13 protein-coding genes are annotated in these 19,581 nt (G+C 66.7%); 10 read left to right on the top strand and 3 right to left on the bottom strand.

The annotated features are described in order from the left end of the window. Positions 1 to 184 precede the first annotated feature (184 nt). The gene (locus FX134_RS02915) at positions 185 to 988 is read left to right on the top strand and encodes a rhomboid family intramembrane serine protease (protein WP_080797462.1); all 804 of its coding nucleotides are present in this window, start codon (positions 185 to 187) and stop codon (positions 986 to 988) included. A 26-nt stretch (positions 989 to 1,014) separates the two neighbouring features. Here the strand turns inward: FX134_RS02915 and FX134_RS02910 are convergent, their stop codons facing one another. Further along, positions 1,015 to 1,890 (bottom strand): helix-turn-helix transcriptional regulator, encoded by an 876-nt coding sequence (locus tag FX134_RS02910; protein ID WP_232050984.1) that lies wholly within the window; start codon positions 1,888 to 1,890, stop codon positions 1,015 to 1,017. A gap of 274 nt (positions 1,891 to 2,164) precedes the next feature. On the opposite strand from FX134_RS02910, the gene FX134_RS02905 reads away from it, so the two are divergent. The 3 genes from FX134_RS02905 (at position 2,165) to FX134_RS02895 (ending at position 6,133) form a co-directional block, all read left to right on the top strand. Next, positions 2,165 to 4,786 carry a molybdopterin-dependent oxidoreductase gene (locus tag FX134_RS02905; RefSeq protein WP_080797460.1) on the top strand — a complete coding sequence of 874 codons (2,622 nt, stop codon included), beginning with the start codon at positions 2,165 to 2,167 and terminating at the stop codon, positions 4,784 to 4,786. Between the two features lie 12 nt (positions 4,787 to 4,798). Next, positions 4,799 to 5,374, top strand: coding sequence for a 4Fe-4S dicluster domain-containing protein (locus FX134_RS02900; protein ID WP_080797459.1), 576 nt, complete (start codon positions 4,799 to 4,801; stop codon positions 5,372 to 5,374). 87 nt (positions 5,375 to 5,461) lie between these two features. Continuing rightward, complete coding sequence (locus tag FX134_RS02895; protein ID WP_143412116.1) at positions 5,462 to 6,133, top strand: TorD/DmsD family molecular chaperone; 672 nt, start codon at positions 5,462 to 5,464, stop codon at positions 6,131 to 6,133. 15 nt (positions 6,134 to 6,148) lie between these two features. Here FX134_RS02895 and FX134_RS02890 read toward each other — a convergent pair whose 3' ends face one another. Further along, positions 6,149 to 6,787 carry a hypothetical protein gene (locus tag FX134_RS02890; RefSeq protein ID WP_080797457.1) on the bottom strand — a complete coding sequence of 213 codons (639 nt, stop codon included), beginning with the start codon at positions 6,785 to 6,787 and terminating at the stop codon, positions 6,149 to 6,151. Between the two features lie 28 nt (positions 6,788 to 6,815). After that, positions 6,816 to 7,934, bottom strand: a complete 1,119-nt coding sequence (locus FX134_RS02885; RefSeq protein ID WP_080797456.1) for a putative NPN-dependent ornithine cyclodeaminase — start codon at positions 7,932 to 7,934, stop codon at positions 6,816 to 6,818. Between the two features lie 466 nt (positions 7,935 to 8,400). On the opposite strand from FX134_RS02885, the gene FX134_RS02880 reads away from it, so the two are divergent. From FX134_RS02880 to FX134_RS02850, 6 genes are all read left to right on the top strand, one after another. Next, complete coding sequence (locus FX134_RS02880; RefSeq protein WP_080797455.1) at positions 8,401 to 11,016, top strand: DEAD/DEAH box helicase; 2,616 nt, start codon at positions 8,401 to 8,403, stop codon at positions 11,014 to 11,016. A 157-nt stretch (positions 11,017 to 11,173) separates the two neighbouring features. Next, entirely contained in the window at positions 11,174 to 12,028 is an 855-nt protein-coding gene (locus FX134_RS02875; RefSeq protein WP_232050823.1) for a transporter substrate-binding domain-containing protein, read from the top strand. Between the two features lie 12 nt (positions 12,029 to 12,040). After that, on the top strand, positions 12,041 to 15,127 hold the full coding sequence (locus FX134_RS02870) for a mechanosensitive ion channel domain-containing protein (protein ID WP_080797454.1): 3,087 nt from the start codon (positions 12,041 to 12,043) through the stop codon (positions 15,125 to 15,127). A gap of 1,099 nt (positions 15,128 to 16,226) precedes the next feature. Then, on the top strand, positions 16,227 to 18,014 hold the full coding sequence (locus FX134_RS02860; RefSeq protein ID WP_080797453.1) for an ABC transporter ATP-binding protein: 1,788 nt from the start codon (positions 16,227 to 16,229) through the stop codon (positions 18,012 to 18,014). A gap of 55 nt (positions 18,015 to 18,069) precedes the next feature. Then, positions 18,070 to 18,480, top strand: coding sequence for a pyridoxamine 5'-phosphate oxidase family protein (locus tag FX134_RS02855; RefSeq protein WP_080797452.1), 411 nt, complete (start codon positions 18,070 to 18,072; stop codon positions 18,478 to 18,480). Between the two features lie 77 nt (positions 18,481 to 18,557). Then, positions 18,558 to 19,553, top strand: a complete 996-nt coding sequence (locus FX134_RS02850) for an NAD-dependent epimerase/dehydratase family protein (protein WP_080797451.1) — start codon at positions 18,558 to 18,560, stop codon at positions 19,551 to 19,553. Positions 19,554 to 19,581 lie beyond the last annotated feature (28 nt).

The following is a 19,581-nucleotide window of genomic DNA, read 5'->3' as shown; positions in this document are numbered from 1 at the left end:
TTACACAAATAGTACCATTAAGGACTATTTATGTAAATGACTGATGCGACATGATGCAGCGGGAGCGGGCGCGAGGGTTTTCTGGTGATCGCGAGACGTCGCTCTGCGGCGCATGCCCCGCCGCGCTCCCTCATGGTAGGATGGTCGGGTTTCCACGTACCCGACCAATCGAAGGAGCCAGCACGTGGCGTACCGTGTGAACGACCCCGACGCGCCCTCGAGGCCCGTCATCGACGACGAGCAGCTCAAGCGCATGATGGACGCGAACCGCCCGAGCTTCCTCAAACGCAACCGGTTCCGGCTGGTCACGCTCGCGCTCATCGCGCTCAACGTGATCGTGTTCGCCGTCGAGGCGGCTATCTCCGCGCTCGCCGGCGCGCGCATGGGGGCATCGCTCGACATCCCCACGATCGTGCTCGTGGACATGGGCGCCATGTACGCGCCGCTCGTGCAGGCAGGCGAGCTCTTCCGCTTCATCACGCCGATGTTCCTGCATATGGACCTCATGCACCTCGGCTTCAACATGGTGGCGCTCTACAGCGTGGGCGAGGTGCTCGAGCGCGTGCTCGGCCGCGGCAACTTCCTGGCGCTCTACTTCGTGGGCGGCATCACGGGCAACGCCGTGTCGTATCTGGCCGACGTGCTTGCGGGCGGCATGCCCACCGTGAGCGCGGGCGCGTCCACCAGCGTGTTCGCCCTGTTCGTGGCCGTGGCGCTGCTCGGCGTGCTGCACAAGGGCAACCGGCACGTGTTCGCCCAGTACAGCAAGAGCATGCTCGCCATCATCGGCGTCAACGTGGTCTACACGCTCCTCGTGCCGGGTATCTCCGTGAGCGGGCACCTCGGCGGCGCGCTCGGCGGCCTCATCGCCATGTTCATGATCCCCGCGAAGAACCTGCGCGTGCCCAGCGGCGTGCGCGTCGCCGTGACTGTGCTGTGGGTCGCCGCGATGGCCTGGGTCGTCGCCGGCGCGCTCGGGCTGGGGTAGCGCTACCTGCAGGGGTGAAGCGCCATTCAAAGCGCTGTTTCGCCGTGCTCTTCTCCGGTCCGATTCTTCCTGTAATCGCTCGGGGTCGTTCCGTATCTCTGCCGGAATGCCTTCGAGTAGTACCCTTGCGAGGAGAAGCCGCATCCGCTCGCAACGTCGGCTATGGGCGTGTCCGTCCGGTCGAGGAGCGCCCTGCTTCGTTCGAGCCGGAACGTGATGAGGAAATCGATGGGGGAGGCGTCGAGGTACTCCTTGAACAGCTGGGAGCATTTGGTTTTGCTCGTCTGTCCCGCCTGGGCGATATCGGACAAGGTGACTTTCGCCGCGTGGTTCTCCTTGACATAGGAGACCATGGATTTGACCGAGGCCAGCTCTTCTTGCGGGACCCTGCGCGCGAAGGGGATATCGGCCCTGCGCCGGGCGACCAGCATCGTCCACAGCCGGGCGGCCTCCAGGGAGCATTCGAGCTCGAAGGCGTAGGGCTGCCCCTCCACGAGGGTTTGGAGCCTGTCGAAGGCCTCCCGTACCTTCGCGGCCTCCTCCTGTCCGACGGGCAGGCGCAGGAAGTCGAACGCGTCGAGCTCGACGAGCGGCTCTACGTATAGCGACACGAGCGCCTCGTTCGCCAGCAGCCCCTCGGGGGCGAACAGCAGGATGTCGTAGGAGCAGCCGGACGTGTCGAGCGGCTCTGCGAAATGGATGCGCCGGGAATTGATGACAAGGCAGTCTCCGCTGTTCATCCGCACCTCCTTCGCGTTCACGTGGTAGAGCATCCGGCCGCTGCGGATGCGCACGATCTCGACCTCGGGGTGCCAATGAGGCTGGGAGTACCAGACGGGGGCATCGTCGGGCCTTCGCGGCCTGCCGGCAGCCGCAGGGCGCTGATCGATGCTCCCGACCATCACGGGAACGTCGGGATGGAGGTAGGGGACGCGGATGGACGAGTCGTCGAAACATTTGACCGGCTTCAGAGCGATCACCCCGCTATCGGATATGCAAGATCGATGATTGCAATATTTTACAAACTTCGAAGGCGATTGTCCAAATTCGGGAAAGAATTGCAAGATCTTACAAAAAACGAGGTCGATCATATATTTCGGACTTCTCCTGCGGTCAATATGCTGGGAACGGGACACCGAGGAAGGTTTCCCGCCATGACCAAGGGAGGAGAGGAATATGGAACATCCTACCAAAACGGGCCGACACCTGACCGAGTTGAGCCGCCGGAGCTTCGTGAAGGCCGCATCGGCCGCGACGGCGGCGCTCGCCGCGACGGGAGCGCTCGCCGGATGCGCGAACCAGGTGGGGGAGGCGGAGCCGGTAGCGGAACAGCCCGCAGGCGAGTGGGTTCCGGCCGCCTGCTGGCACAACTGCGGGGGCCGCTGCGTCAACAAGGTGCTCGTCGAGGACGGCGTCATCGTCCGCCAGAAGACCGACGACACGCATGAGGACAGCATCGAGCGCCCGCAGTACCGTGGCTGCCTGCGCGGCCGCTCCCAGCGAAAGCAGGTGTTCGCCGAGGACCGCCTCAAGTACCCGATGAAGCGCAAGGGATGGCAGCCCGGCGGCGGCGAGAGCTCCAACGGCCAGATGCGCGGCCGGGACGAGTGGGAGCGCATCTCCTGGGACGAGGCCATCGCCTACATCGCCGACGAGGTGCGCCGCATCATCGACGCGCACGGCAACCGCTCCATCCTCGCCTACGGCGGCGAGGCGTCGAAGGTCCTCTCCCTGCTCGGAGGCTACATGCCCGAATGGGGGACGGGCTCGTACGGTTCGTGGGCGCAGACTTCGAGCATCGTGGGAATCGACCGCGGATGGCCGGCTTTGGGCATCAACGACCGCATCGACATAGCCGACAACACCGACGTGATCGTGACGTTCGGCATGAACCCCGCGTGGTCCGCCCCCGGCAATCCCTGCAACTACCTCAACCACATGAGGAAAGACGGCATGAAGATGGTGGCCGTCGACCCCTTCTACAACGACACGTACAGCATGATGGGCGCCGAGTGGATTCCCGTGAGGCCTTCGACGAACACGCCGCTTCTGCTCGGCGTCGCCTACGCGATGCTGGAGATGGACGACGAGAAGCACCTCATCGACTGGGACTTCCTCGACCGCTGCACCATCGGCTTCGACGCCGACCACATGCCCGAGGGGGAGGATCCGGCCGGCAACTTCAAGGACTACGTCCTGGGAACCTACGACGGCACTCCGAAGACCCCCGAGTGGGCGTCGAGATTCTGCGGCGCGGCTCCCGAGCAGATCCGCCGCCTCGCAGAGCTCTGCGGCAAGGACAACGCCGTGGCGATCCTCCTCACCTGGGGCTCGGCGCGCACCCATAACAACGACACGCTTCCGCAGCTGGTCATGACCATCGGGGCGATGGGCGGCCACTACGGCAAGCCCGGCCATATGTGCGGGATCTCGTCGCACATGCATGCGATGAACGGCGGGCCGGGCATCATCAAGCCGGGTGACTCCGGGCAGGGCAGCGTGGCGAATCCGCTCGCGGCGACCGAGGGCGTCAACCGCACGGAGCTGTGGAAGGCCATCCTCGAGGGGAAGTACACCTACGGCGGCACCATGATGAAGAAGGTGCCCGGAGAGGTCCGCGACCTCGACATCAAGATGATCTACCACGACGCGATGAGCGCGAGCCTCCAGACTTCCGACGGGCAGGCGCAGGGCATCGAGGCGCATCGCAAGGTCGAGTTCGTCGTGTCGCATGCGATGTTCCTCACGACGAACGCCAAGTACTCCGACATCGTCCTTCCCATCACTTCGATGTGGGAGGTGGAAGGCGGCTTCTCGAGCCTCGGCACGGGCAGGGAGATGGTGCTGTACTGGTCGAAGGTCGTCGAGCCCTTGTTCGAGTGCAAGCCGGATGCGGAGATCGCCAAGCTGCTCGGCGACAAGCTGGGCGTCGACTGCTCGGAGATCTACCCGATCAGCGGTAAGCAGGCGCTGTTCAACCAGCTCCTGGGCGCGACGATCCTCGACGAGGCGGGCAAGAGCAAGCCCTTCCTCACCATCACGGAGCAGGACGTGTCCGACTGGGAGTGCGAGGGCGCGCCGCAGGAGGGCGTCGTCTCGATCAACGAGTTCATCGAGCAAGGATCGTACCAGGTCAAGCGCACGTCCGGGGATGGATACGGCTACATCGCCTACCAGGCCTTTGTTGAGGACCCCGAGGCCAACCCCCTCGACACCGAGAGCGGCAAGATGGAGATCTACTCCAAGAGGCTCAAGGAGCAGATCAACTGCTTCGGCTTCAGCCAGCCCATCGAGGCCATCCCCACCTACATTCCCTCTCGGGAGGGCGTCGAGGCCACGTTCAGCGATTTCGAGGCGGGGATCAAGGGCGACTACCCCTTCCAGGCGTTCAACCCCCACTACCTGCGTCGGTCGCATACCGTGTTCGACAACGTCGGATGGCTGCGCGAGGCGTGGGAGAACCCCGTGTTCCTGAACGCCCAGGACGCCGCCGACAAGGGGATAGCCGCCGGCGACACGGTGCTCATAACGAGCCCCCATGGGAAGAGCCTGCGCAAAGCCTGCGTCACCAACCGCTTCATGCCCGGCGTCGTGGGCGTCCCCCATGGCGCGTGGGTGGACGTGGACGAGGAGACCGGGGTGGACAAGGCGGGCTCGGACAACTACCTCACGGGCCAGATCCAAACCGGGCAGGGCACGTCCGGATGGAACAGCTGCATCTGCAACATCGAGAAGTACGCGGAGGACCTTCCCGCCGATGCCGACGTCGCTCCGCGCATCCCCGCCGCCCAGAACTAGGAGGACGAAACGATGAGACAAGGATTCTACTTCGACATGCAGGCGTGCATCGGATGCAAGACCTGCCAGATAGCGTGCAAGGACAAGAATGACGCGCCGCTCGGCGTCAACCTTCGAACGGTTGAGGACTACGAGACGGGGGCGTACCCCGCCGCCGCGGTGTACCACTACTCCGGCGCGTGCAACCACTGCGAGACGCCGGCGTGCGTGCAGGTCTGCCCGCAAGGCGCGACGTATCTCGACGAGGAAGACGGCACCGTGCAGCACGATGAGGAGAAGTGCATCGGCTGCGGGATGTGCGCGAAAGCCTGTCCGTACGGACATCCCCAGCTCGAGGCCGAGCGGAAGGTCATCCGCCGCTGCGACGCCTGCATCGACCTGCGAGCCGCCGGCGAGCAACCCGCCTGCGTCGCCTCCTGCCCCATGCGGGCGCTTGAGTTCGGCGACATCGAGGCGCTGAGGGCGGCGCATCCCGACGCGGTCGACTCGATCGCCGCGCTTCCCGATCCGTCCCAGACGAAGCCCTCGATCGCCGTCGGTGCCTGCGAGGCCGCTTTCGAGAAGGACTTCGTCCTGGCCATGCTCTAAAAGACGCGTCCGTGACGGCATCCGGCGGCGAGGCCTTCGCGCGCCGGATGCCGTCCAGCAGAGGAGGGATGAGAGATGGATCGGGCTATGACACAGCGGGAGGACTTGCTGCACGCAAGGGCCTTCCTCTACGCCTACCTGCACAGGGTGTTCGCGAGCGCTCCCGATGAAGAGCTTTTTTCCGTGATGAGAAGCGGGGTCGCCGAGGAGGCCTGCCGCGTCCTAGCGGGGTGCGAAGGCGCTGCGGCGCACGCGCAGGCGGAGCTGGCGGGGCGGCTCACCGGTTCGCCGTCGTCGTACGAGGACGATTTCGCGCGCGCCTTCGTGGTGCCCGGCAAGACCCGCGTGCCGTTGCACGAGTCGGTCTACTCCTGCGGCGAGCCCCTCCTGTTCCAGAAGAGCACGCTCGAGGTGCGGCACGCCTACCGGAGGGAGGGGCTCGAAGCGACGGGGTATCCCCACGAGCCCGACGACCACCTGGCGACCGAGCTGTCCTTCATGAAGAGGATGGCCGATCGGCTCCTGGAGGCGTGCCAAGACGGGTGCGAAGGCCGCGCCGCCGAGCTGGCTGATCACCAGGTCAGGTTCCTGCGCGATCACCTCGCCCCCTTCGCCGCTTCTTTCGCCGACCGGGTTGAGGAGGCGCTGCCCGAGACGAGCCTCTACGTGCCCGCCGCCCGGCTCTGCGCGTGCGTGTGTGCCGACGACGTCGCGGTTCTGGGGGAGTTGAAGGATGGGATCGTCTTAGGGATTGTGTAAGGAGATCGCCGTCCGTCACTCCCCGTAGGCGGGGCAGGCCACCTGCATGGTGGCGAAGGCTTTCATCACGCGCTCCATGCGCGCTTCGTCCCAGCCGAGGCGGTCGAGCGCGGCCACGTCGGCGAGATCCTTTTCGCGGGCGCTCGCCACCTTCGCCGCGCGGCAGGCCTCCGCGGTGGAGACGCCGATGCTCGTGCCGTCCGGCAGCTCGCGCATCTCCACGAAATCCTCCTCGGCGATCCCCTCGATCGTCGCCTCGAGCAGTGCCTCGTAGCCGGCGAACGCGCGGTGCTGGGCATTGCGCTGCACGAGCGCCCCGCCGCGCGCGAAGAAGGGCGCGAAGCTCGCGAGCACGCCGTCCACGCGCGCGTGCACGCCGAAGTCCTCGGCCGCGGCGTTGCAGGCGAGGAGCCGGGAGTCGAGGTCCGGGTCGTAGATCCCCTCGGCCTCGAGCCACACGCGTATGGCCGGCATGTCTGTGAGGCGCACTGAGAAGTCGACATCCCCGTGCTCGCGGCCGGAATCCCCGCCGCCGAGCACCCACGGTACGAGCCCGCCTTCCAGGAACACCTTGCCGGAGAGCCCGGGCGCGAGCAAAACGCGCAGGGCCGCGGCCTTCGCCTGCGCGCAGCTCGCCGTCTCCTGTTCGCCCATCAGCCCCTCCTCGCCTCGATGCCCTCTCTTACAGCCCGAGCCCCTTCGCCACGTTGGCGATGAAGTCCTGGACGTTGGTGACGATGCCGCGCGAGGCGATGGAGCCGCGGTCGGTGAGCTTGTTCACCGCGAACTCGGCGATGTCCACGCAATAGAAGTACACCTGCCGGATCGTGCCGTCACTCAGCACGCGGTACGACGGCGTCATGTTGCCGGTGGCGATGGAGTGCAGCATCGTGGCCATGCACACCACGGTCGTCGCCTTGCGCAGGTGGGCGCGCATGGCGTCCTGCGCCTCGTAGACGTTGGCGTGCACGCTGGGCAGGGGCCCGTCGTCGCGGATGGAGCCGGCCAGCACGTAGGGCACCTGGTTCTTCTCCAGCGCGTGCATGATGCCGCCGGTGACCCCCTCCTCCTCGATGAAGCGCCCGATGGAGCCGTGCAGGCGCACGCGGTTGATGGTGTCCAGGTGGTTGTAGTGCCCGAGCGGCATGTTCTCCTGCGTCTCGATGTCCTGGCCGAGCGCCGTGTGGAAGTACGCGCCCTCCAGATCGTGGGTGGCCATGGCATTGCCGGCGAACACCGCGTCGGCGTACCCGGCGTCGACGATCTTGGCGAACGCGGTGCGCGAGAAGCCGTTGAACGTGAACGCGGGGCCCATCACCCACACGATGTAGCCGTAGTCGCGCTCGTGGCGCAGCAGCTCGTAGAGCTCGTCGTACTCGCGGGAGAACGCCGTCTCGCGCGAGCGGCCCAGCCGGAAGGCGAAGTTGTCGGCGCGTCGGCCGGCGTCGTCGAGCTCGCCCTGGCCGTCGGCGCGGCGGTCGAACCCGCCGGTGTGCACGTAGATGCCGTAGGCGCCCGACTCCGTGCGCCCGCACGCCACGAGGTCGCCCTGCTTGAGATGGCGGAACTCGCGCACGAAGATGCGGCCGTCCTCGAAGACGGGCACGCAGTCCATGCGGCTGTCCTCGGCGAGCAGCCAGGCGCCGCCGATCTTGAAGTACTCGGGGTACACGCTCATAGCGTGGTAGCCCTCGGGCGCCACGCCGTCCTTCGGCGCGGGGGCCAGCACGGCGTCGGGCGCGGACGCGAGCGGTTCGCGGTCGAAGTCGGGCGGGCTGTAGGGGGTCAGCGCGAAGCTCATGGGCGGCCTTCTTCCTCGTGACGGGCGCGCGGGGACACCCGGATTCTCTCTCGGGCCCGATTATAGCAGCATGCGATGGACGCGCCGGCGAGGCACCGCAGCTCAACGCAGAGTGCAGGGCGCAGGGGAGCATCGCGAAAAATCAGGGTTCGAAGTCACATTTTTGCCGCTCTGAAGCTCGGCGCGCCTTGATCGGGAGGGGGCGCACGAAGCGACCAGGGCAAATGCTCTCCGGGTGCTCGTCTGAGCGCGAAAAAAGTGTTCGGCATCGCGGGAAAAGCTTCAGAGCGGCAAAAATGTGACTCGGGGGGCCTTTTTCGTGAAACGCGGTAGGCTCGCGAGTGCGCGCCGCCCGCCTCGCGCGAGTGGCGCGCATGTTCTTTTGCCGCCGCGTGCGGAGTGCGGCGGCCAGTCCGGGTAGAATGGGCATTCGACGAAACGATCGAAGCATTCCGGAGGCCTCCTTATGGCAGAACAGATGATGGACGAGGCGGCGGAGGCCGCCCGTGGCGAGGCCTTCTCGCACGGCTCGCTCGGGCGGCTCGCGCCCTCGTGGTGGGAGCCCGAGGAGGGCGAGCCCGCGCCCGAGCCGTGGCTCGAGCCCGACGAGGCGCTCGACCGCTTCCTCGCCTGGACGGTGGAGCGCGGCATCGAGCTCTGGCCCCATCAGGAGGACGCGCTCATGGCCCTCATGATGGGCGACCATGTGATCCTCGGCACGCCCACGGGCTCGGGCAAGTCGCTCGTGGCGCTGGGCATGCACTTCATGGCGCTCGCCACCGGCCGGCGCGCGTACTACACGGCCCCCATCAAGGCGCTCGTGAGCGAGAAGTTCTTCGACCTCGTGGAGGTGCTCGGGCGCGAGAACGTAGGCATGATCACCGGCGACGCGCACATCAACGCCGGCGCGCCGGTCATCTGCTGCACGGCCGAGATCCTGGCCAACCAGGCGCTGCGCGAGGGCGAGGGCGCCGACGTGGGCTGCGTGGCTATGGACGAGTTCCACTACTTCGGCGACTACGACCGCGGCTGGGCATGGCAGGTGCCGCTGCTCACGCTGCCGAAGGCTCAGTTCCTGCTGATGAGCGCCACGCTCGGCGACACCTCCGCCATCGCCCGATCGCTCAAGGCGCGCACGGGCACGGACGTGGACGTCATCGCCGACGCGCCCCGCCCGGTGCCGCTGTCTTACGAGTACGTGGAGATGCCGCTCGAGGGCACGGTGGAGCTCGCCCTGCGCGAGGGCGAGGCGCCGCTCTATCTCGTGCACTTCTCGCAGGACGCGGCGCTCGCCACCGCGCAGGCGCTCTCGAGCTACGGCGTGGCCACGAAGGAGCAGCGCGAGGCCATCAAGGAGGCCGTCAAGGGCACGCGCTTCACCACGGCGTTCGGCAAGACCTTGAAGCGCCTGCTGGCCAGCGGCGTGGGCGTGCACCACGCGGGGATGCTGCCGCGCTACCGCCTGCTGGTGGAGAAGCTCGCCCAGCAGGGCCTTCTGCCGGTGATCTGCGGCACGGACACGCTCGGCGTGGGCATCAACGTGCCCATCCACACGGTGGTGCTCACGGCGCTCACCAAGTTCGACGGCCGCAAGATGCGCCGGCTGCGCGCCCGCGAGTTCCACCAGATCGTGGGCCGCGCGGGACGCTCCGGCTTCGACACCGAGGGCATGGTGGTGGCCCTCGCGCCCGAGCACGACATCGAGAACGCGCGCCTCGTGGCCAAGGCGGGCGACGACCCCAAGAAGCTGCGCAAGATCAAGAAGCGCCAGCCGCCCGAGGGCTTCGTCACCTGGAACAAGCAGACCTTCGAACGCCTGATCGAGGCCGTGCCCGAGACGCTCAAGCCGCGCATGAAGATCACGCACTCCATGGTGCTCTCCGAGGTGGTGCAGGGCGGCGACGCCTACGCCCGCGTGCGCAGGCTCATCGACGACTCCGCGCAGACCGACGAGGAGAAGGCCGCGCTCGCCCAGCGCGCCGACGAGATCTTCCAGACGCTCATCGACGCGGACGTGGTGGAGCGCCTGGAGGGGGAGGACGGCCAGGCGGAGTACGCGTGCACCGTCGACCTGCCCGAGGACTTCGCGCTCGACCAGCCGCTCTCGCCGTTCCTGCTGGCGGCGCTCGAGCTCCTGGACCCGGAGAGCGACACTTACGCGCTCGACGTGGTGTCGATGGCCGAGGCTACGCTCGAGGACCCGCGCCAGGTGCTGCGCGCCCAGGAGCGGGCCGCGCGCGACAAGGCGATGTCCGAGATGAAGGCCGACGGCGTGGACTACGACGAGCGCCTGGAGCGCCTGGCCGAGATCACCTATCCGCGTCCGCTTGAGGACGTGCTGGAAGCCGCGTTCGAGCGCTACTGCGCCGAGGTGCCGTGGGCACGCGACTTCGAGCTGGCCCCGAAGTCGGTGCTGCGCGACATGCTGGAGAGCGCCTCGGACTTCAAGGGCTACGTGCAGCGCTACGGCATCGCACGCTCGGAGGGCACGCTCCTGCGCTACCTGTCCGACGCCTTCCGGGTGCTCGACCGCACGGTTCCGGCGGACAAGCGCAACGAGTGGCTCGACGACGCCATCGCGTGGCTCGGCTTCGTGGTGCGCTCGGTGGACTCGAGCCTGGTGGACGAGTGGGAGAGCGCGGGCTCTGCCGTGGACGCGCCGCCGCCCATGGCGGGCGAGGCCGTGGTGGCCGACCGCCGCGGGCTCACGGTGCTCGTGCGCAACGCGCTCTTCCTGCGCGTGCGGCTGGCCTCGCAGGGGCGCGCCGACGAGCTGGGGAAGCTCGACCAGGAATGGGGCTGCGGCGAGCCGCGCTGGCAGCGGGCGCTCGACGCGTACTACGAGGCGCACGAGGCCGTGCTCGTGGACGCGGATGCGCGCTCGTCAGCCTACCTCGTCATCGACGAGTCCGACGAGCAGGCCGCCCACGTGTGGCGCGTGCGCCAGATATTCAGCGACCCGGAGGGCGACCACGACTTCGCCATCGTCGCCGAGGTGGACCTCGACGCCACGCAGGAGGAGGGCGAGGCCGTGTTCAAGAGCCTGCGCGTCGGCTTCGCCGAGGACCTCGCCGAGGGGTGAGGGGCCCCTCAGCGCACTCCCGAAGCTTCAACAATTATTTGAACCGTTGCGATGTGGCTGCCGTTCCGTATCCTTTTTGCCATACTGCTCTTTTCGAGCGATAACGGCCGACGGTTTCGTGCGGCCGTTTGCATGCAGTCGATGGGAGGATTGACGTATGGGGAAGATGGGGAAGGCGAGAAGAGGCGGGCTCGCTCGGCTGCTCGCAGCCGCGCTGCTCCTTTCGTGCCTGCTGGTGGGTTTCGCCGGCTGCTCCGGCCCGGGCGGCGGCGGGGATGCCTCCCCGTCCGGCGAGGGCACGCTGCGCGTGGGCGTTCGCAGCGACGTGGTGGGCTTCGGCTACCTGAACGAGGAGACGGGCAAGCACTACGGCCTGGAGATCGACATCGCCCGCGAGATGGCCGCGCGCATGGGCTACGCCGACGTCGAGTTCGTGAGCGTGCTGCCCGAGAACCGCAAGGACATGCTGGCCAACGGCGAGGTCGACTGCCTCGTCGCGTGCTATTCCATCGCCGAGTCCCGCGAGAAGAACTTCGACTTCTCCCCTGCGTACTACACGGACGACTCCATCATCATGGTGGAGGACAGCTCGCTCATCGACAGCGTGGAGGACCTCGTCGGCCTGACGTTCGGCACGATGGCCGGCTCGAACACGGCGCCCCAGCTGGCCGCGCGGATGGCCGAGGCCGGCTTCTCGTCCGGCGAGGTGGCCTCGGCCAACGAGGACAACTCCGACGTGCTCTTCGACACGTACCACCTGGTGCAGATGGACTCCTACGAGTTGCTCAGCCAGGCGCTCGAGGCGGGCTCGATCGACGCCGCGTGCATGGACGGCAGCATCGCGCAGACCTACCTGAGCGCCGACCGCCACGTGCTCGACTTCGCCATCGCGACGCAGGAGTACGGGGTTGCCACCCAGAAGGGCTCCGAGCTGAGCCCGCGGACGGCAGAGGCCGTCCAGGGGATGCTCGACGACGGCACCATCGCCCGGCTGACGGACAAATGGGACTAAGGGGAGGCGCGCATGTCTAGCAAACTGAAGGCGAAGATCGTCATCCTCGTCGCCGTCGCGGCGGCCAGCATGGCGGTCATGGGCGTGCTTCTGTCCTCGATGCAAAGCGAGCTGTCGCTTGAGGGGTACACGCAGGAGATGCGGCAGAAGTCCGAGGAGCTCGACGACCTTCTGCGGGTGGCGAACGACAACGCCGAGCAGAACACCGCGACGTTCGACGACATCTACCGCTCCAAGGCCGCGAGCGTGGCCTTCATGGCGAAGAACAACGCCGGCTACGAGGCGACCGATGCGAAGATGGCGGAGCTACGCGACCTTCTGGGCGTGGACAACGTCCTGATCGTAGGCCGCGACGGCGCGATCGCGGCGCAGGCCCAGGAGACGCTGGCCGACTTCTCGTCGTCGCGCTTCAACCAGCTGCGCACCGTGTTCGACGACGACGAGCCCTCTCAGGCCGTGGAGGTGGAGCTGCCCGAGCAGGACTGGCTCATGCGCTACTACGCCGCGCGCATCGACGACGGCACCATGGCGGTGGTCGAGCAGAACCCCGAGGAGCTGCGCCAGCTCGTCCAGGAAACCGGCTCCGTGGAAAGCGTGCTCGAGAGCGTCGCCATCGGCCAGCACGGCTACGTGTTCGCCGTGTCCGCGAAGGACTACCTGATCTCGTACCACCCCGACGAGCGCCTCGTGGGCGCCGACGCCCTCGACGCGGGCCTCGACCCGACCGACCTGGAGGACGGCGCCTACGGCTGGATGGAGCTCGACGGCGAGCCCCTGTACTGCGGCGTCACCGAGATCGACGGCACGTACTACCTGGCCGCGCTGCCCGAGAGCGACATGGCCTCCGCCCGCAACATCACGGTGGGCGTCATCCTGTTCATCTTCTTCGCGGTCATGTGCGTGGTCATCATGTACGGCATCTTCGTCATGCGCGAGAACGAGCGCGAGGGCCTCGACCCCGACAACTACCGCTCGCTCGGACCGCTGCGCTACAATAAGGCGATCGGCAGGAAGGCCGCCGTGCTGTCGTTCGTGGGCTTTCTGGCCATCCTGGGCGTGTCGTTCTACATGCAGACGCTGTTCGCGCTCTCGTCCGAGTCGGTGGCGAACAACGAGCGCGCCCGCGAGACGGTGGAGACCATCGAGCGCGCCCAGGCGCGCATGGACGACCTCACCGACCAGTACAGCGAGCGCTACCTGAGCAAGTGCCGGGTGGGGGGCTACATCCTCGACCAGAACCCCGCGCTCAAGAACAAGGCCGACCTGCAGGGCCTCGCCGACGTGCTGCAGGTGCAGTACCTGTTCGCCTTCGACGCGGACGGCAACCTGACGGCCACGAACTCCTCGTACACGAACTTCCGGCTGAGCCAGAACCCCGAGGACCAGTCCTACGAGTTCAACCGCCTGCTCCAGGGCGCCGAATCGGTGGTGCAGGAGCCCCGCCCCGATGAGATATCGGGCCAGCTGCGCCAGTACATCGGCCTGCCGCTGCACGACGCCGAGGGCAACGCGAGCGGCCTCGTGCAGATCGGCGTGCGCCCCACGCGCCTGGAGAACCTGCTGGAGACGGTGCAGATCGACAGCGTGCTCGACGGCGTGAAGGCGGGCTCCGGCGGCTTCGCCTTCGCGGTGGGCAAGGCGGACAAGACGTTCGCCTACTACCCCGACCAGCGGCTCGTCGGCAAGAGCGTGCTCGAGCACGGCATGACGGACGCCCAGCTCAAGGACGGGTACTGCGACTACCTCGATATCGACGGGGAGCGTTACTACGCCTCGTCGGCCGAGACGGACAACTACTACCTCTACATCGCCGGCACCGAGGGCGAGCTCATGGCCGAGCGCGTGCCGCTGACCGTGACGACGGGGGGCGTGGCGCTCGTCTGCCTCGTGGTGGTGTTTTTGCTGCTGGCGTTCGAGCCGGGCCGCGCCCGCGTGGCGGCCAGGGCCGCCGAGGACGACGGCGACGATGACAGCCGCATGTTCGACGTGAAGATGCCGAGCGGCCGCAAGGCCAAGACCGAGTCCGCCGCCAGCCGCTGGATCTCCCGGTCGTTCAAGTGGAGCGAGAAGACGGCGGAGCAGAAGACGGCCACCGTCGTGCGCTGGCTCGTGGGCGTTTCGGTGCTCGCGGTGTTCCTGGCCGTGGTGTTCCAGGACCGCCTCTTCGGCTCGGGCTCCATCTTCTCCTACATCCTGGGCGGCGGATGGGAGCGCGGCCTGAACGTGTTCGCCCTCACGGCGTGCATCATGTTCGTGTGCGTGGCCCTGACCGTGGTCACGCTCGTGCAGAAGCTGCTGAACCTGCTGGCCACCGTGCTCGGCGCGCGCGGCGAGACCGTGTGCCGCCTTCTGGGCAGCTTCGTGAAGTACGCCACCATCATCGGCATGGTGTACTACTGCCTCATGCTGGTGGGCGTGGACACCACGACGCTTCTGGCCTCGGCCGGCATCCTGTCCATCGCCATCAGCTTCGGCGCGAAGGAGCTGGTGAGCGACATCTTGAGCGGGCTCTTCATCATCTTCGAGGGCGAGTTCCGCGTGGGCGACACCATCAAGGTGGGCGACTGGCGCGGCACCGTGGTGGAGATCGGCGTGCGCACCACGAAGGTGGAGGACGGCTCGCGCAACGTCAAGGTCATCCGCAACAGCGACATCAGCAACGTGGTCAACATGACCAAGGAGGTGTCCTATGCCTCCTGCGATGTGGGCATCGAGTACGGCGAGTCGCTCGAGCGCGTGGAGAACATCCTGGCCAAGGAGCTGCCGAGCATCCGCGAGCGTCTGCCGAAGGCCATCGACGGCCCGTTCTACAAGGGCGTCGTGGAGCTGGGCGACAACAGCGTGACCATCCGCATCGTGGTGCAGTGCGACGAGGGCGACCGTCCGCAGCTCGAGCGCGACCTGAACCGCGAGATGAAGCTTTTGTTCGACAAGTACGACATCAGCATCCCGTTCCCGCAGGTGGTGCTCAACGAGCCCACCGTGCACCGCAAGGCCACGGCCGCCGAGAAGCGCAGCGCCGAGCGGTTCAACGCGGAGCAGAAGGAGGCCTCGGAGGACGTGCTCGAGGATGCTCCGACGAAGTCGGAGGGGAAGTAGCGGAAACGGCGGCGAGAGCGCGCGAAGGGCCCGGGACGTGAGCGTTCCGGGCCCTTTTTCTGTGCGCGGCCGGAAAACCGCGCGTTCCGGCGAACCTCCGCGCGCCCCGGTGCTACACGGCCCTCGCTTCCTCGTAACGAGGCGGGAAGCGCCCGAGAAGACGGATTGAGTCCTAGGCTAATAGATTCGATCCACCGCCTTTCGTCGAACTTGCTTGAGGAAGTTCTTCTTGAACGTCTGCACCGATCCGAACATCTTAACGCTGAGTTCGTCGGTTCGTTGTTCGCGAACTTGGCGGCGGTCAGTTCTATCGTGCAGAGAAAATCTGCCACTTGAAAAAGCCGGTAGTCCTCGGGCCGTGCCTTTCGATACAGAATAGCTTCTTTGGAAAGCTCATAGTCGATAGCCCGATGAAGCGCCTCGGTGACCATGTGCTGCCCGTTATCGTAATAGATCTTCACCTTGTCGAACGATTGGAAGAAGGGCAGATTGTCTGCGAGGAAGACAACGAGGTCGCGCCGCAGCCGCGCGACGAAAGCCGGAGTGTCGACGATTTCGCTCCTGCGATAGATAAAGGATTTGTACTGTATCGGAAGGGATCTCATGAAAACGAAGAAAGCGGCGAAAAGCCGTTTTCGCTTGGCCAATGTCATGTCGCGATAATCGCCTTTTCCATACATGAGAGGCGAGGCGTGGAAGGGCACGTCTGGGAGCCCTTTCGCATGCAAGGAGCGCGCATATGCTCGAACTTGCTCTTCCAAATCGTCATCTTGGCTGTGGAAGACGAGCGTGATGAGGCAGTATTTCGATATGCCCTCCTGCCTCCTGACTCATCGACGAAAATGCTCAGCTCTTTCAAAAGGCCCCAATCAACAAAGATGCCGGAGGATAGCCCCCGGCGACTTGGTAGAAGTCCTTTCGAACCTCCGATACGTTTATACCACGATTCGAATGCCTTCTCAAGGCCGTGCCCGATCATTTGCAACAATTCGCGTATCGGCGTATCGGCGTCGGTGGGCCTGTGAAGCCGGAATGCGTAACGCGTCTGCGCGGCCCGGTTGTGGCATAATCGAGGGGATCGAAGAGAAAGGCTTCCTCCATGGCACATTCTGGCGCTCCGTCGACGACCAGGCGCACGCTGCACTACTTCTGGCTGGTCACGCGCAGGCACCTCGGGCTGTTCGCCGCGCTCATGACGGCGACGTTCCTGTTCGTGGCGCTCTTGTCCTACGGCAACCCCTACGTCATGAGCCTGGTGGTGGATCGCGTGAGCGCGGGCTCGGTGCCGCCGGATCAGGTTTTTGCCGTGTTCGGACCGTACATCGCGGCGCTCATCGGCATCAACGTGGCCGGCCAGGCGGCCAGCAAGGTGCAGGACTACGCCATGTACCGCCTGCAGATCGCCGCGTCCTACGACCTGGCCACCATGTCGTTCGACGCGCTGGCCAACCAGTCGATGTCGTTCCACTCCAACCGCTTCGGCGGCACGCTCGTGAGCCAGACCACCAAGTTCATGAGCGCCTACCAGCTGCTGCTGGAGACCATCACGTTCCCGTTTCTGCCGGTTGTCTGCTCGGTGGTGTTCACGTGCGCCATCCTGGCGCCGCGGGTGCCGGTGTACGTGGCCATCCTCATGGTGCTGCTGGCGGTGTACGCGGGCGTGTCCTACTACATGTACAAGCGCATCCTGCACCTGAACGAGCAGGCGGCGAGCGCCCAGAACCAGCTCTCGGGCGAGCTGTCCGACTCGGTGGCGAACATCCTGGCCGTGAAGACCTACGGGCGCGAGGACTACGAGCGCAGCCTCTTCGACCAGGCCAACCGCGAGGTGGTGGCGCGCGACTCCAAGCGCATGTGGGCGTCGCTCACGCGCGGCATCGTGACGGCGTGCATCACCATCGCCATCATGAGCGTGGTGGCCGTGTTCATCGCGGGCGGCAACGCGTGGTACGGCATCACGCCGGGCACGCTCGTGGTGATGTTCACCTACACCTACACGGTGACGAACCAGTTCAACTTCATCAACAACGGCCTGCAGCGCTTCAACCGCGCGTTCGGCGACGCGAGCGGCATGACCGTCATCCTCGACGAGCCGCGCCTCGTGGACGACAAGCCGGACGCGCTGCCCCTCGAGGTGCGCGAGGGCGCCATCGACTTCGAGGACATCGGCTTCTGGTACACCGACGGCGACGCGCGCACGAGGGTGTTCGACCATCTGGACCTGCACATCCCCGCAGGCCAGCGCGTGGGCCTCGTGGGCGCGAGCGGGGCGGGGAAGACCACGCTCACGAAGCTTCTGCTGCGGTTGTCCGACATCCAGGAGGGGCGCATCCTCGTGGACGGGCAGGACGTGTCCCAGACCACGCAGCAGTCGCTGCGCCGCCAGATCGCCTACGTGCCGCAGGAGGCGCTCTTGTTCCACCGCTCTATCGCGGAGAACATCGCCTACGGGCGGCCCGACGCCACGATGGAGCAGATCAGGGAGGCAGCGCGGCAGGCGAACGCGCTCGAGTTCATCGAGCGGCTGCCGCAGGGCTTCGACACCGTCACGGGCGAGCGCGGCGTGAAGCTCTCGGGCGGGCAGCGGCAGCGCATCGCCATCGCGCGGGCGCTTCTGGCCGACTGCCCGGTGCTTGTGCTCGACGAGGCCACGAGCGCGCTCGACTCCGAGAGCGAGCAGCTGGTGCAGGACGCGCTCGCAACCCTCATGCGCGGGCGCACCGCCATCGTGGTGGCACACCGCCTGTCCACCGTGGCCGCGCTCGACCGCATCGTCGTGCTCGATGGCGGGCGCGTGGTGGAGGACGGCCCGCATGCCCAGCTCATCGAGGCCGGCGGCCCCTACGCGAATTTGTGGAGCCGCCAGACCGGCGCGTACCTAGAGTGAGTGTCCCAAATGGGGACAGTCCCCATTTGGGACATTTTGGAGAAAGGATGTGCGCATGGAGGGCTTTTTCGGAGAGCTTGCGGGAAGCGAGGTGCTCGTGCTGTCGACGAGCCTGGACGACGAGGTGACGTCGCGGCCGGTCAGCCCGCTGGTGATGGACGGGAGGATCGTGGTGCGCACGTCGCGCTCCTCGACGAAGGCGCGGCAGATGGAGGGCAATCCCCGCGTGGCGGGCTGCGTCGGCGCCTCGTACTTCACGGGGCGTGCCCGGCTGCTCGGCGGCGTGGACGATCCGGCCGTCGCAGCGGTGCAGAGCGCATACGCAGCCCGCTTCGAGGGCGCGTTTTCCGACGAGGACGGATTCGTCGAAACCGACGAGGCGTTCTACGAGATAGAGGTCGCCACGCTACACCGGTGGGAATACGAGGACGGCGAGCCGGTCGGGCTATCCGAAGTTTTGGCATAAAAGGGGACTGTCCCCTTTTATGAAAGGGGACAGTCCCCTTTTATGACATTTTCGACGTCGAAGGGAAGGGGAGCGCCATGCGCGTGCTCGTTTTGGGTGGGACGCGGTTCGTCGGACGGGCGGTGGCCGAGGGGTTGATCGCGCGCGGCTTCGACATGTCCATCCTCACGCGCGGACGTCTGCCGGTGGAGTATGACGGCCTGATGAGGCATTACCGCGGCGACCGGCGCGACCCGGCGAGCCTGAGCGAACTTGCGGGCGAGCGCTTCGACGCGGTGGTGGACGTGTCGGCGTACGCGGCCGCCGACGTGGCGCCCGTGCTTGACATGCTGCGCTTCGGCGAGGGGACGCGCTACGTGCTCGTGAGCTCGGGCGCGGTGTACGTGCCCTCCGACGCGCCCCTCGCCGAGGACGCGCCGATAGGGGAGAACGAGGTCTGGGGCGCCTACGGCCTGGGGAAGCTCGAGGCCGAGCGCCTGCTTGCCCGCGAACGGGCGCAGCTCGGCTTCGCGCTCACCATCCTGCGGCCCGCCTACCTCTACGGGCCCGGCAATAACCTCTACCGCGAGGCCTACCTGTTCGGCCGCCTCGAACAGGGGATCGCCGTGCCCGTGCCCGCCGGTGGCGCACGCACGCAGTTCCTGCACATCGACGACTTCGTGCGCCTGTTGCTGAGCGTCCTCGACGCCGAGCCGTGGGGCGCGGAGGTGCTCAACTGCGCGCATCCTGAGCCGGTGGGCTGGGACGGCCTTGTCCGCGCCGCCGCGGCCGCAGTCGGCGTCGAGCCGCGCATCGTGCCCGTCGACGCCTGCGGCGCCATGGAGGCGCGCGAGTTCTTCCCCTTCCGCGACCAGACCTACCTGCTGGACGTCGGCAAGGCGGCGCGGTTCGGCCTGGCGCAGCCGCGCATAGCGCTCGCCGAGGGCATGCGGAGCTCCTGGGAATGGTTCCGGCGCGAGCGGCCGCGCCTCGCCGACCCCAGGATGTCCCGCGTCGAGGAGGCCCTCCGCATGGACATGCGCCGGATTATGGCGTCGTCCGGGCGCGCACCGGCGGATTCAACGCTATCATAGGCGGGTAGAGGAAAACGAGGGAGCGACG

The sequence above is a fragment of the Arabiibacter massiliensis genome, assembly GCF_902386925.1.
Classification (GTDB): domain Bacteria; phylum Actinomycetota; class Coriobacteriia; order Coriobacteriales; family Eggerthellaceae; genus Arabiibacter; species Arabiibacter massiliensis.
The sequence above is the reverse complement of the archived record's forward strand: the minus strand, read 5'-3'. Positions and strand labels throughout refer to the sequence as shown.